Below are 18,253 nucleotides of genomic sequence, written 5' to 3'. Positions count from 1 at the left end.
GCCAGCCGCGCAGCTGTTCGCGCTCCGCTCCGCGGATTACGGATACGTTGCGACGACTTGACGGCGCCGTGTCGGTGCGATTTCAATAGCGGGCACATCCCGGAAACGTTTCCTGCCGGGATCGTCGGCCAAGGGCGGAAACGATTCCGAGGAGGTGCGCCCCGGTGAGCCAGAACCACCGTCCGACCATCCACGAGGTGGCCAAGGTGGCAGGTGTGTCGATCTCGTCGGTGTCGCGGGCGCTCAACGGCAACACGTCGAACACCGAGATGGTCGAGCGGGTGAACGACGCCGTCCGCCAGGTGGGCTACGTGCCGAGCGTGGTCGCCCAGTCGCTGAAGACCCGGCACACCGGGCAGATCGCGTTCGCGATGGAGGACATCGGCAACGCCGCATACCTCGCCATGGTGCGCGAGATCCAGCCGACGCTTCGCGACGTGGGCTACCGGCTGCTGTTGCACAGCACCGGCGCCGACGTCGAGGACGAGCTGGGCGTGCTGGACAGCCTGAGCCAGAACTACGTCGACGGGCTCGTCCTGTGCCCGCTGCGGGTCACCGAGCGGCACGTGGCGGCGCTGCGGGACACCCCCGTTCCGGTGGTGGTCATCGGGCTGCTGCCGGACGACGTGCCCGTCGACAACGTCCGCGCCGACTCGCGTGTGGGCGCCGGCATGGCCGTGGAGCACCTGTACGAGGCGGGCGCGCGCCGGATCGGGTTCATCGACGGGCCGGTCGACACCGTGCCCGGGCATGCCCGATACGAGGGCTACCGCCGCGGCCTTGACGCATGCGGACTTCCGTTCGACGAGGAGCTCGTCGAGTTCGCCGACTTCCAGTTCGAGGGCGGCCGGCACGGGGCGCGCAGCCTGCTGGCGCGGACGGACGTCGACGCGATCCTCGGCGCGAACGACCTGATCGCGGTCGGAGCGCTGCACGTCCTGCGTGAGCTCGGCCGGTCGGTGCCGGACGACGTCCGGGTCATCGGCATGGACGACACCACCGTGGCGGCCACCGGCTTCCCGCCGATGTCCAGCGTGTCACTCGGCTCGGCCGACCGTGGCCGCATCGCGGCGCAGCTGCTGCTACGGCGACTCGACGGCGACACGTCCCCGCCCGAGCGGGTGACGGTGCCGCCGTCACTGACGATCAGGGAGAGCACTCTATGAGCGCGGCACCGACCGTCGAGCGACCACCGGCCTCCACGCCGTCGCCGCGCCGGCCACGGCGCACCTGGCTCGGCCTCGATCGCGACGGGCTGATCCTGGCGATCCCGGCGCTGATCCCGGTCGTGGTGTTCAGCGTGTACCCGCTGCTGCGCGGGATCTACCTGGGCTTCACCGACGCGAGGGCGGGCCGGGCGAACGAGACCTCGTTCACCGGATTCGAGAACTACGCGAGCCTGCTCGACGACTCCTACTTCTGGGAGTCGTTCCGGATCGGGCTGGTCTGGGCGTTCTCGGTGACGATCCTGCAGTTCGTCTTCGCTCTGGGCCTGGCGTCGCTGCTGAACCAGAAGATCCGGATGCGCTGGCTGGCCCGGACGCTGGCGCTGGTGCCCTGGGCGATGCCCCAGGTCGTGGTCGGCATCATGTGGCGGCTCGTCTATCACCCGAACGCCGGCATCCTGAACAGCGTCCTGATGGACCTCGGGGTGATCGACGGGAACGTCGACTGGCTCTCGTCGTTCGAGGTGGCGCTGCCGGCGGTGATCGTCGTCGGCATCTGGGCGGGCATGCCGCAGACCACCGTCGTGCTGCTGGCCGGGCTGCAGAGCGTGTCGAAGGAGCTGCACGAGGCGGCGGCGATGGACGGCGCGGGCGTGTGGCAGCGCTTCCGCAACGTCACCTGGCCGGCGATCAAACCCGTCGTGCTGGCGATCACGACGCTCGACTTCATCTGGAACTTCAACTCGTTCGGGCTGGTCTACGTGCTGACCGAGGGCGGACCCGGAGGCGCGACGCGGCTGCCGCTGCTGTTCGCCTACGAGGAGGCCTTCCGGTACGGCAACTACGGCTACGCCGCGGCCCTGGGCAACGCGATGGTCGTGGTGATCGCCCTGTTCGTCGTCTTCTACCTGCGGCAACGGATGAAGGAGGCGGACGAGCGATGAACCGCCGGCGCCCTGCCGTCACCTCGCTGAAGTATCTCGCGCTGGTGACCTACCTGATCTTCCTGGCGTTCCCGCTGTTCTGGCTGATCTCCACGTCGCTGAAGACGCCGCAGGAGATCGCGCTGATCGACCCGACGATGATCCCGCGCGAGATCACCTTCGACAACTTCACCACCGCGTTCAGCGAACAGCCGATCGTCCGTTCCATCCTGAACACGACGCTGGTCGCCGGAGCATCGTGCGTGCTGACCGTGCTGCTGTCGATCCCGGCCGCGTACGTGATGGCGCGCTACCGCTCCACGCTGAGCCGCGCGACGCTGGTGTGGGTCCTGCTCAGCCAGATCTTCCCGTTCATCCTGGTGATCATCCCGCTGTTCCTGCTGCTGCGCGACTTCGGCCTCTACGACACCTACATCGGGCTGATCACCGTGTACGTGGTCTGGAGCATGCCGTTCGCGCTGTGGATGCTGCGCAGCTACGTCGCGACCATCCCGTACGAGCTGGAGGAGGCCGCGTCGATGGACGGGGCGTCGAAGGCCAGGACGATCAAGGACATCGTCGCGCCGCTGCTGGCGCCCGGTGTCGTCGCGGCGGGCCTGTTCGCGTTCGTCTCGGCGTGGAACGAGTTCATGTTCGCCCTCGTGCTGATCCGCAGTCCGGAGCAGCAGACCCTGTCGCTGACGCTGGTGAAGTTCATCGGCGCCGAGGGGGTGGCCCGGCTGGGCCCGCTGGCGGCCGCGTCCCTGGTGGCGACGGTTCCCAGCCTGATCTTCTTCGCCATCATGCAGCGCCGGCTCACCGGAGGGCTGCTGGGCGGAGCCGTCAAGTCGTGATCATCATCTCGAGAAGGAGGACCACCCATGCGTGTGTTCAAGGCGGCGGCGGCCGTGACGGCGGCGGGCCTGGTGCTCGCGGCGTGCGGCAGTGACGACGGCGGCGACGGCGGGTCGGGATCGGCCGACGAGCCGGTCGAGCTGACCTTCCAGACCCTGGCCTGGCAGACGGCCTCGATCAAGGCGAACGAGCAGATCGTGAAGACCTGGAACGAGGAGAACCCGGACATCCAGGTCGAGCTGCTCCAGGGTGACTGGAACAACGTGCACGACCAGCTGGTGACGTCGTTCGAGGGCGGCACCGCCCCGGACGTGTTCCACTACGAGTCGACCACGCTGCTGGACTTCTCCGACCGCGGCAACGTGCTCGACCTGTCCGAGTACCTCTCCGACGGCATCCGTGAGGACATCCGGCAGGGTGCCTGGGACACGGTGACCTACGACGACGGCGTCTACGGCGTGCCGTTCCTGCAGGAGTCCCAGGTGGTGTTCGCGAACAAGGCGGTCGTCGACAAGGCCGGCATCGAGCTGCCGACCATCGAAGACCCGTGGACCTGGGACGAGTTCGCCGCCGCGGCGCAGAAGCTGACCACCGAGAACCGGTACGGCGCGGTGTTCCCGCTCAAGTCGCCCGCCAACCGGGTGCTGAACCTGGGGCGGAACTTCGGCGCGGACTACTTCAGCGACCCGTCCGGCGACGCGAAGGCCGTGTTCGGCGACGCCGAGGCGGAGGTGCCGCAGCGCATCCACGAGATGATCTACACCGACGAGACGGCGTCACCGGACGGCGTCGGCATGTCCTCCTCGGATGCGCTGCCGGCGTTCTTCGACGGTCAGTACGCGCTGCTGCCGGGGGCGATCTGGCTGCGTCAGCAGCTGACGGAGCAGGCCCCGGACGGGTTCGAGTGGATCACGCTGCCGGCGCTGGAGGGCGACAGCCAGCAGCAGGGCGCCGTCGCGCAGACCCTCTCGGTCTCGGCGAGCACCGAGCACCCGGAGGAGGCGGTGCAGTTCATCGAGTACTTCCTGAACGCGGAGAACCAGGTCAAGCTGGCGGCGGGCGACTGGCTGCTGCCGACCAGCCAGGAGGCGGCGAAGAGCCCCAGGCTCAACGACGAGGCCACCGGCTGGGACGTCGCCACCGCGACCGCCGACAATCTGGAGATGGCGCCGTTCCAGCAGGTCAAGGGGTTTGAGGAGTGGAAGAGCAAGATCGCGAACCCGGCGTTGCAGGAGTACTTCAGCGACGAGATCAGCATCGAGGAGCTGGGCACGAAGCTCACCGAGGACGGCAACGAGATCCTCGAGCGTTACCAGCGCTGATGCGTCGCCCGCTCCCGTGTCACCTGATCGCGATTTCGTCACCTGATCATCGGCCCGGGGCATCGAGCGCCGGCCACGAGACCCCAGACTCGACGACGACGTAGGGAAGAGGCGAGCGGATGAGGGACCGCGCACGGGGGTGCCTGCTCGGCCTGGCCATCGGGGACGCGATGGGGGCTCCGGCGGAGAACATGACCGCCGAAGCCATCGCGGCCCGGTGGGGACCGGTCGAGGGCTTCCTCACCGACGATCCCGCGGGTACCGACGACACCGAGTACGCGGCCTTCAGCGCCCTGTTGCTCCTCGACCACGGTCACGACCTGACCAGTGACGACGTCGCCGATGCCTGGCTGGAGCACCTGGCCGGACGCAGCGGCGGGTTCCCGGGCGCCGGGTTCAGCGAGCTCGGCACGATCGAGAACCTCCGCGCCGGCCTGCGCCCTCCCGCCAGCGGACAGCACCTGCACTCGTGGAGTGATGGGCTGGCGATGCGTGCCGCCGTGCACGGCGTGTACGCGGCCGGGGACGCGGTCGCGGCGGCGCGGCTGGCCCGCGTCGACGGCGCCGTCAGCCACCACGGGGAGGGCGTGCACGCCGGCGTTGCGGTCGCCGCGGCGGCAGCGACGGCGATGGCCGGCGCCGAACCGGCGGCAGTCGTCCGGGAGGCCCGCGCCGCGGTGCCGGACGACTCGTGGACGGCCCGTGCCCTGGACACGGCCACCGCGCACGCGGGTGACGTCGCGCGCCTGCTCGACGCGGTCGTGGTCCGCGGCTACCCGTGGACCGACCTCGGCCCGGAGGCGGTTGCTCTCGCGTTCGCGTCGTTCCTGGCGGCCGACGGCGACCCCGTCCGGGCGGTGACCGGCGCGGTCTCGATGGGACGCGACGCGGACACGACCGCCGCGATCGCCGGCGCCCTCGCCGGAGCGTCCCGCGGCGCCGACGAGATCCCGCTCGAGTGGCGCGAGACCATCGGCGTCGTCACCGGGCGCTGCCTCGGCGAGGTCGTCGCCGGCCTGCACCCGGTCGAGCTGGCCGACCGGCTGTCCGAACGACGGGAGGTGCGCGGATGAGCGCGACCGACAGGCGCGTGGGCGCGCTGCTGGGCCTGGCCGCCGGTGACGCCGCCGGATGGCCGGCGGTGCGCCATCGCGCGCACTTGCTGCCGGCCTGGACCCGGCGGCTGCACCGCGACCTGGACGCCTTCGCCGAGACCGAGCAGGTCACCACGCTGCCGGTGCCGTTCTCGCTGAACCAGCCCACGGAGCCGCTACGGCTGGGGCCCGGTGACGACGCCGAGTGGGCCGCGTGGACGGCTTCCCGGCTGCTCGACGCGGCAGAATCGGCCGGAGGTGTCGACCGGGTGCGCCGCGCCGACGTGCACGGATGGTGGCGCTCGGCCGCCACGGCCGCGACGGTGCCGCGGGGTCGGATCAGCGTCGCCACGGCCGTCGGCAACCTCACCCGGGGGATCGATCCGCCGCACACCGGGCACGACAATCCGCACCATTTCGACGACGCGGCGGCGGTCCGCGCGGTGGCGCTGGCGGCCGGCAGCGCCACCCCCGACGAGGCGGTGCGCCTGGCCGGGTGGGACGCGGAGGTCACGAACGCCGACGACGGGGTCGCCGCGGCCCGGGCCGTCGCCGTGACACTGGCCCGCCTGATCGGCGGCGACGACATGACGAAGGCCTGGACGGACGGGGCGGCGCAGCTGCCCCCGGACGGGCTCGCGGCCCGCACGGTGCAGCGGGCCCGCCAGGCCGGTGCGACGGCGTCCCGCCCGGCCGACGCGGTCGCCGAGCTGGACAGCGTCGTGGACCACGTCTACAGCTACGGGGTCGCCGCCGCGCAGACGCTGGCGGTCGCCGTGACGCTGGCGGAGGCGGCGCACCGCGGCGGCGCAGCCCCGATCGAGGCGATCACCGCCGCCGTGTGCCTGCCGGCGCTGGCGGACAGCGCGCCCGCGCTCACCGGAGCGCTCGTGGGCGCGGCCTCCGGCGCGTCGTCGCTTCCGTCCGCATGGACGCAGCGGTGCCGGTATGTCGCCGGCTGCTGCTCGGCCGAGTTGGCCGGCACCGATCTGTTCGACATCGCCGCACGTCTCGACGCGGCCTCGACCCGAAAGGATCATTCGTGACCAGGCATGGGCTCGTCGACCGCGCCGTAGGGTGTCTCGTCGGCGCCGCCGTCGGCGACGCACTCGGAGGCGCGACCGAGGGATGGTCGCCACGGCAGATCCGGGACCGCTGGGGCGGCTGGGTCGAGGGCATCGTCGGGCCGTACTTCGAGGACTGGTCCACCGCGCGCCCCATCGCGCCGTACCACAAGGGTGACGGGCACATCACCGACGACACGTTGATGACGCACCTGCTGGTCGAGGTCTACGAGCAGGCGCGCTCGCACCTGAGCGCCTACGACGTGGCCGAGCGGCTGGTCCCGCTGATGCTCGGCCGGCAGGTGTGGATTCCGGAGCTGGAGGCCGAGGCGCTGCCGTTGCAGCGGGTCTTCCTCGCGGAGAAGTACCTGGCGCTGCGGCTGCACTGGGGGCACGCGGATCCGCGCGAGGCGGGCGTCGGCAACGCCGTGAACTGCGGTGCGGCGATGTACATGGCGCCGGTCGGCATCGTCAACGCCGCCGACCCGGACGGTGCCTACGCCGAGGCGCTGGACGTCGCCGGGGCGCACCAGTCGTCCTACGGTCGCGAGGCCGCCGGCGTGCTGGCGGCGTGCGTGGCCGAGGCCGCGCGTCCCGGGGCGGGCGTCGACGACGTGCTCGACGTCGCCGTCCGGCTGGCGAAGGACGGAACGAAGGCCGGCATCGAGGCGGTGGCCGAGACCGCGTCGTCGATCGGGCACTGGACCGAGGCGGTGGAGTCCGGGAAGCTGCGCGCGGCGGTCGCGCCGCACGACACCGTCGGCGAGGACTACCGCGACCAGGGGCTCGGCGCCCGGCGACCGAGCCGCCTGCACACCATCGAGGAGCTGCCGGTGGCGCTGGGCATGCTGATCATCTCCGGCGGGCGGTGGCACGACGCGGTGCTGGGCGGCGTGAACTACGGCCGCGACTCCGACTCGATCGCGTCGATGGCCGGCGCGGTCGCCGGTGCGATGCACGGGCGCGAGGCCGTGCCGGCCGATCTGGCCTCGGCGGTGGCCACCGCGAGCCGGACCGACCTGGTGCGGCCGGGGGAACGGCTGGCGGCGGTCGCCACCGAGATCCGGGTGGCCGACCGGCGGCGGCGGACGGCGGCGGACGACGCATTCGGGGAGCTGACGACGTGAGCGGATTGCGGACCATGTGTCTGACCTGGGTACAGCCGGAGGATCTGGTCGGGCACGCGCTGCGCCAAGCCGAGGACGACGGCGTCGACGTGGCGGACCTGCGCACCCGCTGGGTGCAGGCGGGCGGCGACCCGACGCCGCAGCACAGCGGCGCGTCCCAGGCACCGGCCGATCCGTCCCGGCGCGAGCTGGCGCACCGGATCCTGGACGAGGTCGACGCCCGGCCGAGCCCGCTGGACGGTCGCGAGCCCACTGATCTGAACGACATCCGCGCGCTCACCGCCGCCGGCGCGTCCGTCGTCGCCACCGCCGGTGCGCCGGTCACCGCGGACGCCGACCGGGTGCACGGGGCGTGGCTGGGCCGGGCGGCGGGCTGCCTGCTCGGCAAGCCGGTCGAGAAGATCCCGCGCCGTGGCATCCGCGAGATCCTTGAGGCGACCGGGCGGTGGCCGCTGAACGACTGGTTCACCGCCCGCGGGCTGCCCGACGACGTCGCCGCGCGCTGGCCGTGGAACCGCCGCAGTGCGGTGAACAGCCTCGCCGAGAACATCGACGGCATGCCCGAGGACGACGACCTGAACTTCCCGATGCTCAACCTGGCCGTGCTCGAACGCCACGGCGCCGCGTTCACCACCGACGACGTCGCGCAGGCGTGGCTGGCCGAGCTGCCGGCCGGGCGGGTGTTCACCGCCGAGCGGGTCGCGTACCGCAACCTGCTGCTGGGGCATCCGCCGCCGGAGACGGCGCGGGTGCGCAACCCGTTCGGCGACTGGATCGGCGCGCAGATCCGCGGTGACGTGTACGGCTGGGCCTGCCCGGGCGACCCGGTCCGCGCGAGCGAGCTGGCCTGGCGTGACGCCGTGCTCAGCCACACCCGCAACGGCGTGTACGGTGCGATGTTCGTCGCGGCGGCCGCCGCGAGCGCGGTCGTCGCGACGGACGTCGACGAGGTGCTCGACGCGGCGCTCGCGGTGGTGCCGCCGGACTCCCGTTACGCCGAGGCGGTCCGCTTCGCCCGTGCGCTGCCGCGGCGGTCCCCGGACATGGAGTCCGCGGTCGACGCCGTCGAGGACCACTACGGGCAGTTGCACTGGGTGCACGTGCTGAACAACACCGCGCTGACGGTGGCGGCCCTGGTGTACGGCGAGGGTGGCTTCGAACGCTCGATCACGAACGTGGTCGCGGGCGGCTGGGACACCGACTCCAACGGCGCGACCGCCGGGGCGATCACCGGCGCGCTCGCGGGCGCGTCGGCGTTGCCGCCGCGCTGGACCGAGCCGCTGCGCAACCGGGTGTCCACGACGTTGTCGGGATTCGACGGCATCGGCTTCGACACGCTGGCGACGCGGACAATCGCCGTCGCCGGCCGGATCCGGGAGGCAGCATGAGCACCGGCGGCATCGCCGTTCTCGGCAGCGCGAACATGGACCTCGTCGTCACCGTCGACCGGGCCCCCGGCCGCGGCGAGACCGTCACCGGCCGCACGTTCACCACCGTGCCGGGTGGCAAGGGCGCCAACCAGGCGCTCGCGGCCGCGCGTGCCGGCGCCGCCGTGCGGTTCCTCGGGGCGGTCGGCGACGACGACTTCGGCCGGACCGTCTCGACCATCCTGCGCGCCGACGGCATCGACGTCTCCGGCCTGGTGACCAGCGCCGAGCCGACCGGGACGGCGCACATCACCGTCGACGGCGACGGCGACAACTCCATCGTCGTCGTGCCCGGGGCGAACGGATCCCTGGCCGCTCTGACCCCGGAGCACCGGGCCGGTATCGAGGCCGCCGACCTGCTGTTGCTGCAGCTCGAGCTGCCGCTGCCGCTGGTGGCCGAGGCGGCCGCGCACGCCCGCGCCGCCGGGGTGCGCACGGTGCTGACGCCGGCGCCCGCGGTGCCGTTGCCGTCCGGCCTGCTCGGTGACGTCGACGTGCTGGTTCCGAACGAGCACGAGGCGGCCCTGCTGGCGCACACCGGCGATCCGGTCGCCGCCGGGCACCGGCTCGCGGCCGAGTGCGGCGACGTCGTCGTCACGCTCGGTTCGCAGGGGGCGGTGCACATCCGCGGCGGCGACGAGCGGCGGGTGCCCGCATTCGCCGTCCCCGCGGTGGACACCACGGCCGCGGGGGACACGTTCGTGGGCGTGCTCGCCGCGAGCCTGGCCGAGCAGCTGCCGTGGGAGGCCGCGATGCGCCGCGCCGGCGCGGCGGCGGCACTGTCGGTGCAGCGTTTCGGCGCGTCGTCGTCGATGCCCGCCCGCGGCGAGATCGACGCGTTCCTGGCCACCGGAGGATGACCTCACCGTGCTGAACCCCTACGTTCCCCGGCCCATCGACCGGCCCACCGACGTCCCCCTCGATCCGGAGGCCGACCTGTCGGTCCTGGACGAGGCGAAGATCCTGGCCGCGCCGGACGATCCCGCCGACTGGCCGGCGTGGCGCGCCCAGCTCGGCCGCTGGCGCCGCGAGGCCGCGGAGCGCGCCGGCTACGACGGCTCCCGCTACGACACCGAGCCGACCGACACGTTCGTGGTCAGCCTGGTCTGGCTGTGGGACGAGCTGCTGTACGACCACGACGCCGGCGTGTTCGACGTCGACGGCTACGTGCGCGCCGCCGAGCGCGACTTCGGCGGTTTCGACGGTGTCGTGCTGTGGCACGCCTATCCGGACGAGGGCGTGGACGGGCGCGACCAGTTCGCGTTCTTCGAGGTGCCGGAGCTGCCGGAAGTCGTCCGCGGTTTCCACTCGCACGGGGTGCGCGTGTTCGTGTCGTACTACCCGTGGGAGGCGAGCTCTCCCGACGCGGCGGGCGATCTGCTGCAGCTGGTCGACCGGCTCGGCGCCGACGGCGTCTTCCTGGACAGCTCGAAGGAGGGCAGCGCCGCGATCCGCGCCGGGCTGGACCGGCTGCGGCCGGGTCTGAGTATGGAGGGCGAGTCTCGGCTGCCGCTGGCGCGCATCCACGACCACACCATGTCGTGGGCGCAGTGGTTCGCCGACTCCGACGTGCCCGGCGTGCTGCGCACGACCTGGTTCGAGCGCCGGCACGTGCTGCACCACACCCGCCGCTGGAACCACGGCCACCGCCACGAGCTGCAGTCGGCGTGGTTGAACGGCTCGGGCGTGCTGGTCTGGGAGAACGTGTTCGGGGTGTGGGTCGGCTGGAACGAGCACGACCGCGCGACGCTGCGGTCGATGCGCCGGGTGCAGCGCGACTACCGGCCCTGGTTGCAGAGCGAGAACTGGACCCCGCTGGCCGATCATCCGGGCGGCGGCGTGCCGGTGTACGCGTCGCGCTGGGAGCACGACGGGGTGGCGCTGTGGACGGTGGTGAACCGCGGCGACGACCACGACGGGCCGTGGCTGGTCGTCGAGGACGGCGGCGCCGTGTTCACCGAGCTGACCACCGGTGCTGCTCTGGACGTGTCGGCCGACGCGGCCGGGCGCACCGTCGTCGGCGGCCGGCTGCCCGCGGGCGGGGTGGCCGCGGTGCTGGCGGGACCGGCGGAGCCTGCCGCGGACGGTGCGCGCGCCGGCGAGCTCGCCGCGGCCGACCCCACGTTCCCGCGCCGCATCGCCGAACGGGTACCGGTCGCGGCGGCGCCGTCGCCGGGCGTGCCCGCCGGATCGGTGCGGGTCGACGGCGGGCGCCACGACCTGACGGTGACCTACCGGGTCCGGGAGACCGGGCTGTACGGCGAGGCGCCGTACGTGGACGAGTGGAAACCGCTCCCGCCCAGGCTGCACCAGCCGGGGACCGCGCACCGCCGCGTCCACCTGGGCCCGTTCGCCGTCGAGCGGACCGAGGTGACCAACGACGACTTCGCGGCGTTCCTCGCGGCCACCGGTTACCGGCCGCGGCGACCGGAGCGCTTCCTGGCGCACTGGGTGGACGGCGCACCGCCGCCCGGGCAGGGCGAGCGGCCGGTGACGCACGTCGAGCTCGCCGACGCCCGCGCCTACGCCGCATGGGCCGGCGCACGGCTGCCCACGGAGGACGAGTGGCAGGTGGCCGGCGAGGCCGGGCTGTTGAGCCGCGGATCACCGGCGGTGTGGAACCTCACCGAGAGCGAGCACAGCGACGGGCGGACCCGGTTCGTCATCCTCAAGGGCGGCAGCGACTGGGAGGACACCTCGTCGGCGTGGTACTTCGACGGCGGTGTCCGCGAGCCGTCGTTCTCCGCGAAGTTCCTGCTGCTCGGCGCCGGGCTGGGGCGCTCGTCGTCGATCGGATTCCGGTGTGTGGTCGACCTGGTGGAGGAGGGGCGTTGAACGCGCCAGGGAACGAGCCGGTGAGCGGGCCGTTGGCCGGTGTGCGGGTGATCGACGCCGCGACGCTGTTCGCGGGGCCGATCGCGGCGGTGCACCTCGGCGACATGGGCGCCGACGTGGTGAAGGTGGAGCATCCGGACCGCCCCGACCCGTCCCGCGGGCACGGCGTGGCCCGCGACGGGCACAACCTGTGGTGGAAGACGCTCGGCCGGAACAAGCGGACGGTGACCGCCGACCTGTCGAGCCCGGGTGGGCGCGAGGTGTTCCTGCGGCTGGCCCGGGACGCGGACGTGGTGATCGAGAACTTCCGCCCGGACACGCTGGAGCGCTGGGACCTGGGCTACGACGTGCTGGCGGAGGCGAACCCGGGGCTGGTGCTGGCGCGGGTGACCGGGTTCGGCCAGACGGGCCCGTACCGGCGCCGTCCCGGCTTCGGCACCCTGGCCGAGGCGATGAGCGGCTTCGCCGCGATGACCGGCGAGTCGGACGGCCCGCCGACGTTGCCGCCGTTCGGCCTGGCCGACGGGGTGACGGCGCTGGCGACCGCGTTCGCGGTGACGTCCGCGCTGCATGCGCGCGAACGCACCGGGACCGGCCAGGTGATCGACATGGCGATCATCGAGCCGATGCTGTCGGTACTGGGCCCGCAGATCACCCGCTGGGACCAGCTCGGCACGGTGCAGCCGCGCACCGGCAACCGCTCGGTGAACAACGCGCCGCGCAACACCTACCGCACCGCCGACGGGCGCTGGGTGGCGGTGTCGACCAGCTCGCAGAGCATCGCCGAGCGGGTGATGCGGCTGGTGGGCCGTGCGGACCTGGTGGACGAGCCGTGGTTCGCGACCGGCGCCGGCCGCGCCGAGCACGTCGCCGAGCTGGACGAGGCGGTCGGCGCCTGGGTGGCGGCGCGCAGCCGGGACGAGGTGGTCGAGGCGTTCGAACAGGCGCAGGCGGCCGTGGCGCCCGTCTACGACGCGTCCGACCTCGCCGCCGACCCGCAGCTGGACGCGCTCGGAACCGTGCTGACGGTGGACGACGACGATCTCGGCCCGATGGCGATGCAGAACGTGTTGTTCCGCCTGTCCGGCACACCGGGCGAGGTCCGCTGGACCGGGCGCGGGCACGGCGCCGACACCGACGAGGTATTGGGGGAGCTGGGCTTCGACAGCGACCGGATCGCCGAGTTGCGGCGCGACGGTGCGGTATGACCGTCACGCTGACCCAGCTCTACGTGCCGGCCGACCGTGCCGACCGGGCGCACAAGGCGATGGCGTCGTCGGCGGACGTGGTGATCCTCGACCTGGAGGACGCGGTGGCGCCGGCCGCGAAGGTCCCCGCCCGCGACGCCGTTCCGGAGATCGTGGCGGCCTTCCCGGGCCGGCCGGTGCAGGTCCGGGTGAACGCCGCCTCGTCGCCGTGGGGCGCGGCGGACCTGGCGATGGTGGCGACGCTGCCGGCCACGGTCGGGGTGCGGGTGCCGAAGGTCGCCGTCGCCGCCGACGTGAACCGGGTACGCGACGCCGTCGGCGGGCGAGACGTGCATGGCCTGATCGAGACGGCTGCCGGCGTCGAGAACGCGGGGGAGCTCGCCCGGACGCCCGGGGTGGCCTCGATCGCGCTCGGTGAGGCGGACCTGCGGTCGGACCTGGGGATCAGCGCGGACGAGGGACTCGCATGGTGCCGCCAGCGCGTCGTCGTCGCCGCGCGAGCCGTCGGACTGCCGGCACCGGCGATGGCGGTGTACACCGACCTGAACGACCTGGAGGGCCTGGCGGAGTCGAGCCGGCGGGGCCGTCGCCTCGGTTTCGTCGGGCGGGCGGCGATCCACCCCAAGCAGCTGCCGGTGATCGAGGCCGCGTTCGCCCCGGACGACGGCGAGGTGGCGCGTGCCCGCGAGGTGATCGCCGCGGTGGAGGAGGCGCAGGCCGTCGGCGACGGCACCGCGGTGCTGCCCGACGGCGCCTTCCTCGACGTCGCGATGGTCGACCAGGCCCGCCGCATCCTCACCCTCGCCGCCCGCGCTCGGGAATGACCACGTTCACCATGGAATTCCCTGCGTCACCACCACTGCAAGCCTCGTGACGCATGTGAACGCCTCGTGGTGTGCCGGCCGGTCGGTACCACCGTCTTGCCAAACACCGGACATGGACTGATAATCCGGGCGTGGTGCGTGGTCGGGAGCACGTTCCGGCGCGCGGGGGGCAGGTTCTCGGGTCGTGTGTCCCGCGTCAGGGGCCGCGCTGCCGCTCTCCTCCGGTACCAGCCGACAGGCCGCATAGGTGCCAGTCGCATCGGAAGGAGGAGAGCACGCTATGCGCAAACGTTTCTCGTGGGTGATCGCCCCGATCGCTGTCGTGGCGCTGTCCGTCGGTGCCCTGTCGGCAGGCGCGGACCACGGGTCCCGGGAGAGCACCCAGAACCTGCATGCCATGGGGCACAGCCCACATCCCGCCAGCTTCGACGTACCCAGCGCCGAGCGCGAGGTCAATTCCGACATCGCGTTCTGGGGGGACATCGCGTTCCACGGCAACTACGACGGCTTCCGGATCGTGGACGTCTCCGCGCCCGGAAACCCCAAACTGATCAACCACCAGCGCTGTACCGGCGATCAAGGCGACATCTTCGTCTGGGAGGACATCCTGGTCAGGTCGTGGAACTCGCCTGCGCCCGCGGGCCGGTTCTGTGACGGTCAGCCAGTGCCCGTCGGTTTCGAGGGGTTGCACGTTTTCGACATCAGCGACTTCGCCGACCCGGAGCTGATCGGATCGGTCGAGCTGGACTGCGGTTCACACACCCAGACCGGCACGCTGGACGACGAGAACGACCGGCTGATCATCTACAGCAACGTGTCCAGCGGATGCACCAAGGACGGTGTCGAACTCGGTGACGCGATCGACGTCGTCGAGGTGCCGCTCGAGGCACCGGAGAACGCCCAAGTCGTCAACCAGGTACCGCTGATGGGCGGCACCCTGGGTAGCAACAACGGCTGCCACGACGCCGGGCTGATCGAAGGCGACGTCAACCTCCTGGCCTGCGCCAGCGGCCACGCGGCCAATGTGTTCAGCGTGGGTCCACCGCATGGCGGCACGCTGGAGGAGCCACTGTTCCGCTACACGATCGAGGAGACCGACGAGTTCGGCAACCAGGTCGGCGTCGGGGGGCGCTGGCACTCGGCCGGGTTCTCCTGGGACGGCGACGTGATCGTGCTCGGCTGGGAGCCCGGCGGTGGTGGCCAGGCCGAGTGCGAAGCCGACGACCCGGACATCAAGAAGTCGATGTTCTTCTATGACGCCGACGACGGCGCCAAGCTCGGTCAGTGGGTGCTGCCCCGGGCGCAAGGGCCGGACGAGAACTGCACGATCCACAACTACAACGCTGTGCCGTTGCGCGACGGACGTGACGTGGTCGTGGCCGGCAACTACCAGGCCGGCACGTGGGCCGTCGACTTCACCGACCCGGCGAACGCCGTGGCCGTCGCCTGGTCCGATCCCGCATCGCTGGGGCCGGGGCCGTTCTGCAGCCAGACCTCGCCTCCGGGCTGCCAGCTCGGTGGCGCATGGTCGAGCTACTGGTACAACAAGCTCATCTTCGAGAGCGATATCACCAGGGGCCTGAACGTCTTCCGGCTCAGTGACAAGGTCACCGCGAAGTCGATCAAGCTCGACCACCTCAACCCGCAGACTCAGGAGTTCAGTCTGCCGTAGTCAGCGAGACCAAGGGCCGCGCCCGGGTGAACGGGCGCGGCCCGTTCACCCACCACGCTGTCTCCGCGAGGCGCGGTCGGCTAGCCGTTCCACCACAGGGCGTTCGCGACCTGGCTGAACAGGCCCTCCGGGTGCGAGCGGTACAGCGGCTCGGTGCCGAACAGCGTCACGTCCGCGCCGCGCGCCTCGCCGCTGACCACCACCGGCGCCCCGGCGGCCTGGTCCTGCCCGACCCAGTGCCCGGCCAGGAAGAAGTCCTCGTCACGCAGCCGCTGATCCACGCGGACGTCGTCGCCGACCGAGGTGAAGTACAGGGGGGAGCTGACGAACGACGTCGGCAGCGTGTCGTCGCCGGTGACGGGGGAGTCCGGGTCGTTCTCGACGGCGACGATGCCGTTGGCGTCGCGCCGGGCCTCCTCGACCGCGACGTCCAGCAGCCCGGCGTCGCCGTTGAGCGCCGTGCCGGCGCCGCCGCGTCCGACCACCACGCCGCCATCGGCCAGCCACGCGTCGAACGCCGCTCGCTGCGTCTCGTTCAGGTCGTCGACGTCGAACGTCCCCGATGACACGTACAGCGCGTCGAAGTCGTCGAACGCGTGCTCGCCGGTGTTGAACCCGGCGTCGGTGACAGTGGCCGGGTCGAACCCCATCCGGTCGAGGGTGAACGTCTCGTCCGCTCCGGCGGCGGCGCCGAGACGGACGTCGTCGACGCGTTCCGCGTCCCGTGCCTCTCCGCGCCCCAACGCGGAGAACGCCACGCCGAAGGTGTCGGCAGCCTCGGTGACGTGTTCGCGCGCCGACCCCGGCACGGCGAACCGGCCGTCGTCGAGGCGAACGGTGCGCACGTCCGCGTCGAGCAGATGGTTGGCGGCCTGGACCCCGGCGAGCGAGCCGGTGTCGAACGCGTAGAACGGGGGCTGTCCCGGCGCCACCCAGCCGGTCGGTGCGGCCTGCGTCACCAGGTCGAGCGCCCGGGTCTCCAGCGCGCCGTCGGAGACCCGCTGCACGTCCGCGCCCCACAGCTCGCCGTGGCTCCACGCCGAGATGTCGTACATGGTGGGGAAGTTCGTGGTGACGTCGCGGCCGACGTCCAGGATCGTGTTCGCCAGGCCGCGCTTGGCCTGGTGCATGTCGACGACGTAGGCGCCCGCGGGGTAGCGCTCACCGCCCGCGCGGAACGGCCGCCGTGCCTGGTGCACCTCGACGTCGTTGTCGAGGAGGAACCGCACCAGCCGCGCGGACTGCGGGTCGCCGCGCCGGCCGGTGCCGCCGGGGATGACGTAGGCGCGCGGGTAGTCCTGCTGGAACGTCTTCGCGTTGTCGCCGGCGGCCAGGTCGAGCGCCAGCTCGTCGTCGATGGGACGCGACGACTCGCCGGCCTCGCCGCGCCGGAACATCTCCAGCTGGTCGGCGAGCAGGCTCATCCGGTTGCGGTGTGCCCAGGCGAAGTTGGCCTCGATGGCCGCCCGCGCGACGGCGGTGTTGATGCGCGTGCGCTCGTGGCGTTCGGCCTCGTCCTCGATGCCCCGCGGGTTCAGCGGGATCTCCACGGTGTGCCCGACGACGCCGTGGTACATGGCGTACATCGGGGTGAAGATCGGCGGCCAGTCGTCCCAGCCGCTGGTCTGGTTGCGGTACGGGATGTTGACGGCGTCGACACGCGGCTCGTCCAACGCGAGCACCGCCTCCTCCATGGCGAGTCCGTTGCGCAGGGCGTTGCGGATGTAGAGGTCGTACTCGTAGTTCTCGCCGTGCGGACCGGTCGTCGGCTCGATCAGCGTCGTTCCGGTGTAGCCGTGCATGTCCAGCATGGTCAGCGGGTCGTACCGGATGATCTGGTCGTGCACGGCGCGCGACTCGGGCTGCGACTGGGTGATGTAGTCGCGGTTGATGTCGAAGCCGTTGCCGTTGCGCCGGGTGCCGGCGACGCGGCCGTCCGGGTTGTTGGTGACGACGAACGCGACGACGTGCTGGTCGAGCAGTTCGACGACCTCCTGGTCGGAGGAGAAGGCCAGCCGGTCGAGCACCTGCAGCGACGCGTCGGTGCCTTCCCACTCGTTGCCGTGGATGTTGTTGTTCACCAGCAGCGGCGACTTCCAGTCGTCGTACTCGCCGGCCTCGAACGCGGCGAGCGCGGCCTGGGGGTCCTCGGTGCGCAGGTCGGACAGGCGCTGCCACTCGTCCCACTCGGCGTCGGTCATCGGCGAGGTGGCGACGACGAGGTGCAGGTCGCGGCCCTGGGTGGACTCGCCGATGATCTCCACCGAGATCCGGTCGCTCTGCTGCAGCGCACGCAGCGCCGGGGGGATGTCGTGGTACGGCGTGAGGTTCAGCGGGATGGACGCGTCGTCCGGGTTGACCGGCACGTCCTCGATGACGTCGTTGTCCGGCTGGCCGGGCAGATCACCCGCTGGGGCGGGGTCGGTCGCACGGGGCTGACGCGCGTGTGACGGCTGCCGGCCGGGCGAGTCGGGAGCGGGAACCCGCTCGTCCGGCGTGCGCACCGACGGTTCGGGGACGCCGACGGCGTCCGGTGACCCGGACGTCGGATCGGCCGCGGAAACGGGTGCGAGTGATAGTGCGACCGCGATTCCGGTGAACACCGCAGTCGAGCGTCCGATCCGCATGGACCCGTCCCTTCGCCGGTGCCGGTTCGAGATGAGCGCCATCCTGTCGCCGATGCCGGGACATGACAAGAGGTCACCGGTGGGTGATCTGAGTGATTCGGCATGGTTC

General features: G+C 72.0%; 14 protein-coding genes. 13 read left to right on the top strand and 1 reads right to left on the bottom strand.

Features of this window, described 5'->3' with window-relative positions; genetic code table 11:
* Positions 1-164 precede the first annotated feature (164 nt).
* The 13 genes from CLV30_RS06375 (at position 165) to CLV30_RS06315 (ending at position 15,517) form a co-directional block, all read left to right on the top strand.
* Positions 165-1,166 carry a LacI family DNA-binding transcriptional regulator gene (locus CLV30_RS06375; RefSeq protein ID WP_205740711.1) on the top strand — a complete coding sequence of 334 codons (1,002 nt, stop codon included), beginning with the start codon at positions 165-167 and terminating at the stop codon, positions 1,164-1,166.
* Positions 1,163-2,110: a carbohydrate ABC transporter permease gene (locus CLV30_RS06370; protein WP_106536345.1), complete on the top strand. Its 948-nt coding sequence runs from the start codon at positions 1,163-1,165 to the stop codon at positions 2,108-2,110. The genes CLV30_RS06375 and CLV30_RS06370 overlap by 4 nt, the downstream gene beginning before the upstream one ends.
* The gene (locus tag CLV30_RS06365) at positions 2,107-2,943 is read left to right on the top strand and encodes a carbohydrate ABC transporter permease (protein ID WP_106536344.1); all 837 of its coding nucleotides are present in this window, start codon (positions 2,107-2,109) and stop codon (positions 2,941-2,943) included. The genes CLV30_RS06370 and CLV30_RS06365 overlap by 4 nt, the downstream gene beginning before the upstream one ends.
* A gap of 27 nt (positions 2,944-2,970) precedes the next feature.
* A complete protein-coding gene (locus tag CLV30_RS06360) occupies positions 2,971-4,266 on the top strand; it encodes an ABC transporter substrate-binding protein (protein ID WP_106536343.1) in 1,296 nt (431 codons plus the stop codon).
* Positions 4,267-4,385: 119 nt separating this feature from the next.
* A complete protein-coding gene (locus CLV30_RS06355; RefSeq protein WP_106536342.1) occupies positions 4,386-5,339 on the top strand; it encodes an ADP-ribosylglycohydrolase family protein in 954 nt (317 codons plus the stop codon).
* The gene (locus tag CLV30_RS06350; RefSeq protein ID WP_106536341.1) at positions 5,336-6,406 is read left to right on the top strand and encodes an ADP-ribosylglycohydrolase family protein; all 1,071 of its coding nucleotides are present in this window, start codon (positions 5,336-5,338) and stop codon (positions 6,404-6,406) included. The genes CLV30_RS06355 and CLV30_RS06350 overlap by 4 nt, the downstream gene beginning before the upstream one ends.
* Entirely contained in the window at positions 6,403-7,551 is a 1,149-nt protein-coding gene (locus tag CLV30_RS06345; protein ID WP_240723248.1) for an ADP-ribosylglycohydrolase family protein, read from the top strand. Before CLV30_RS06350 ends, CLV30_RS06345 begins: the two co-directional genes overlap by 4 nt.
* 14 nt (positions 7,552-7,565) lie before the next feature.
* Entirely contained in the window at positions 7,566-8,939 is a 1,374-nt protein-coding gene (locus tag CLV30_RS06340; protein ID WP_106536339.1) for an ADP-ribosylglycohydrolase family protein, read from the top strand.
* The gene (locus CLV30_RS06335; RefSeq protein ID WP_106536338.1) at positions 8,936-9,838 is read left to right on the top strand and encodes a ribokinase; all 903 of its coding nucleotides are present in this window, start codon (positions 8,936-8,938) and stop codon (positions 9,836-9,838) included. Before CLV30_RS06340 ends, CLV30_RS06335 begins: the two co-directional genes overlap by 4 nt.
* A gap of 7 nt (positions 9,839-9,845) precedes the next feature.
* Positions 9,846-11,813 carry an SUMF1/EgtB/PvdO family nonheme iron enzyme gene (locus tag CLV30_RS27230; RefSeq protein WP_106536337.1) on the top strand — a complete coding sequence of 656 codons (1,968 nt, stop codon included), beginning with the start codon at positions 9,846-9,848 and terminating at the stop codon, positions 11,811-11,813.
* Positions 11,810-13,021, top strand: a complete 1,212-nt coding sequence (locus tag CLV30_RS06325; protein ID WP_240723249.1) for a CaiB/BaiF CoA transferase family protein — start codon at positions 11,810-11,812, stop codon at positions 13,019-13,021. The genes CLV30_RS27230 and CLV30_RS06325 overlap by 4 nt, the downstream gene beginning before the upstream one ends.
* Positions 13,018-13,845, top strand: coding sequence for an HpcH/HpaI aldolase/citrate lyase family protein (locus CLV30_RS06320; RefSeq protein WP_106536335.1), 828 nt, complete (start codon positions 13,018-13,020; stop codon positions 13,843-13,845). Before CLV30_RS06325 ends, CLV30_RS06320 begins: the two co-directional genes overlap by 4 nt.
* Positions 13,846-14,125: 280 nt before the next feature.
* On the top strand, positions 14,126-15,517 hold the full coding sequence (locus CLV30_RS06315) for an LVIVD repeat-containing protein (protein WP_106536334.1): 1,392 nt from the start codon (positions 14,126-14,128) through the stop codon (positions 15,515-15,517).
* 80 nt (positions 15,518-15,597) lie between these two features.
* Here CLV30_RS06315 and CLV30_RS06310 read toward each other — a convergent pair whose 3' ends face one another.
* Positions 15,598-18,144 (bottom strand): M14 family zinc carboxypeptidase, encoded by a 2,547-nt coding sequence (locus CLV30_RS06310; RefSeq protein ID WP_165358552.1) that lies wholly within the window; start codon positions 18,142-18,144, stop codon positions 15,598-15,600.
* Positions 18,145-18,253 lie beyond the last annotated feature (109 nt).

The sequence above is a fragment of the Haloactinopolyspora alba genome, assembly GCF_003014555.1.
In the GTDB taxonomy this organism is placed as follows: Bacteria; Actinomycetota; Actinomycetes; order Jiangellales; family Jiangellaceae; genus Haloactinopolyspora; species Haloactinopolyspora alba.
The sequence above is the reverse complement of the archived record's forward strand: the minus strand, read 5'-3'. Positions and strand labels throughout refer to the sequence as shown.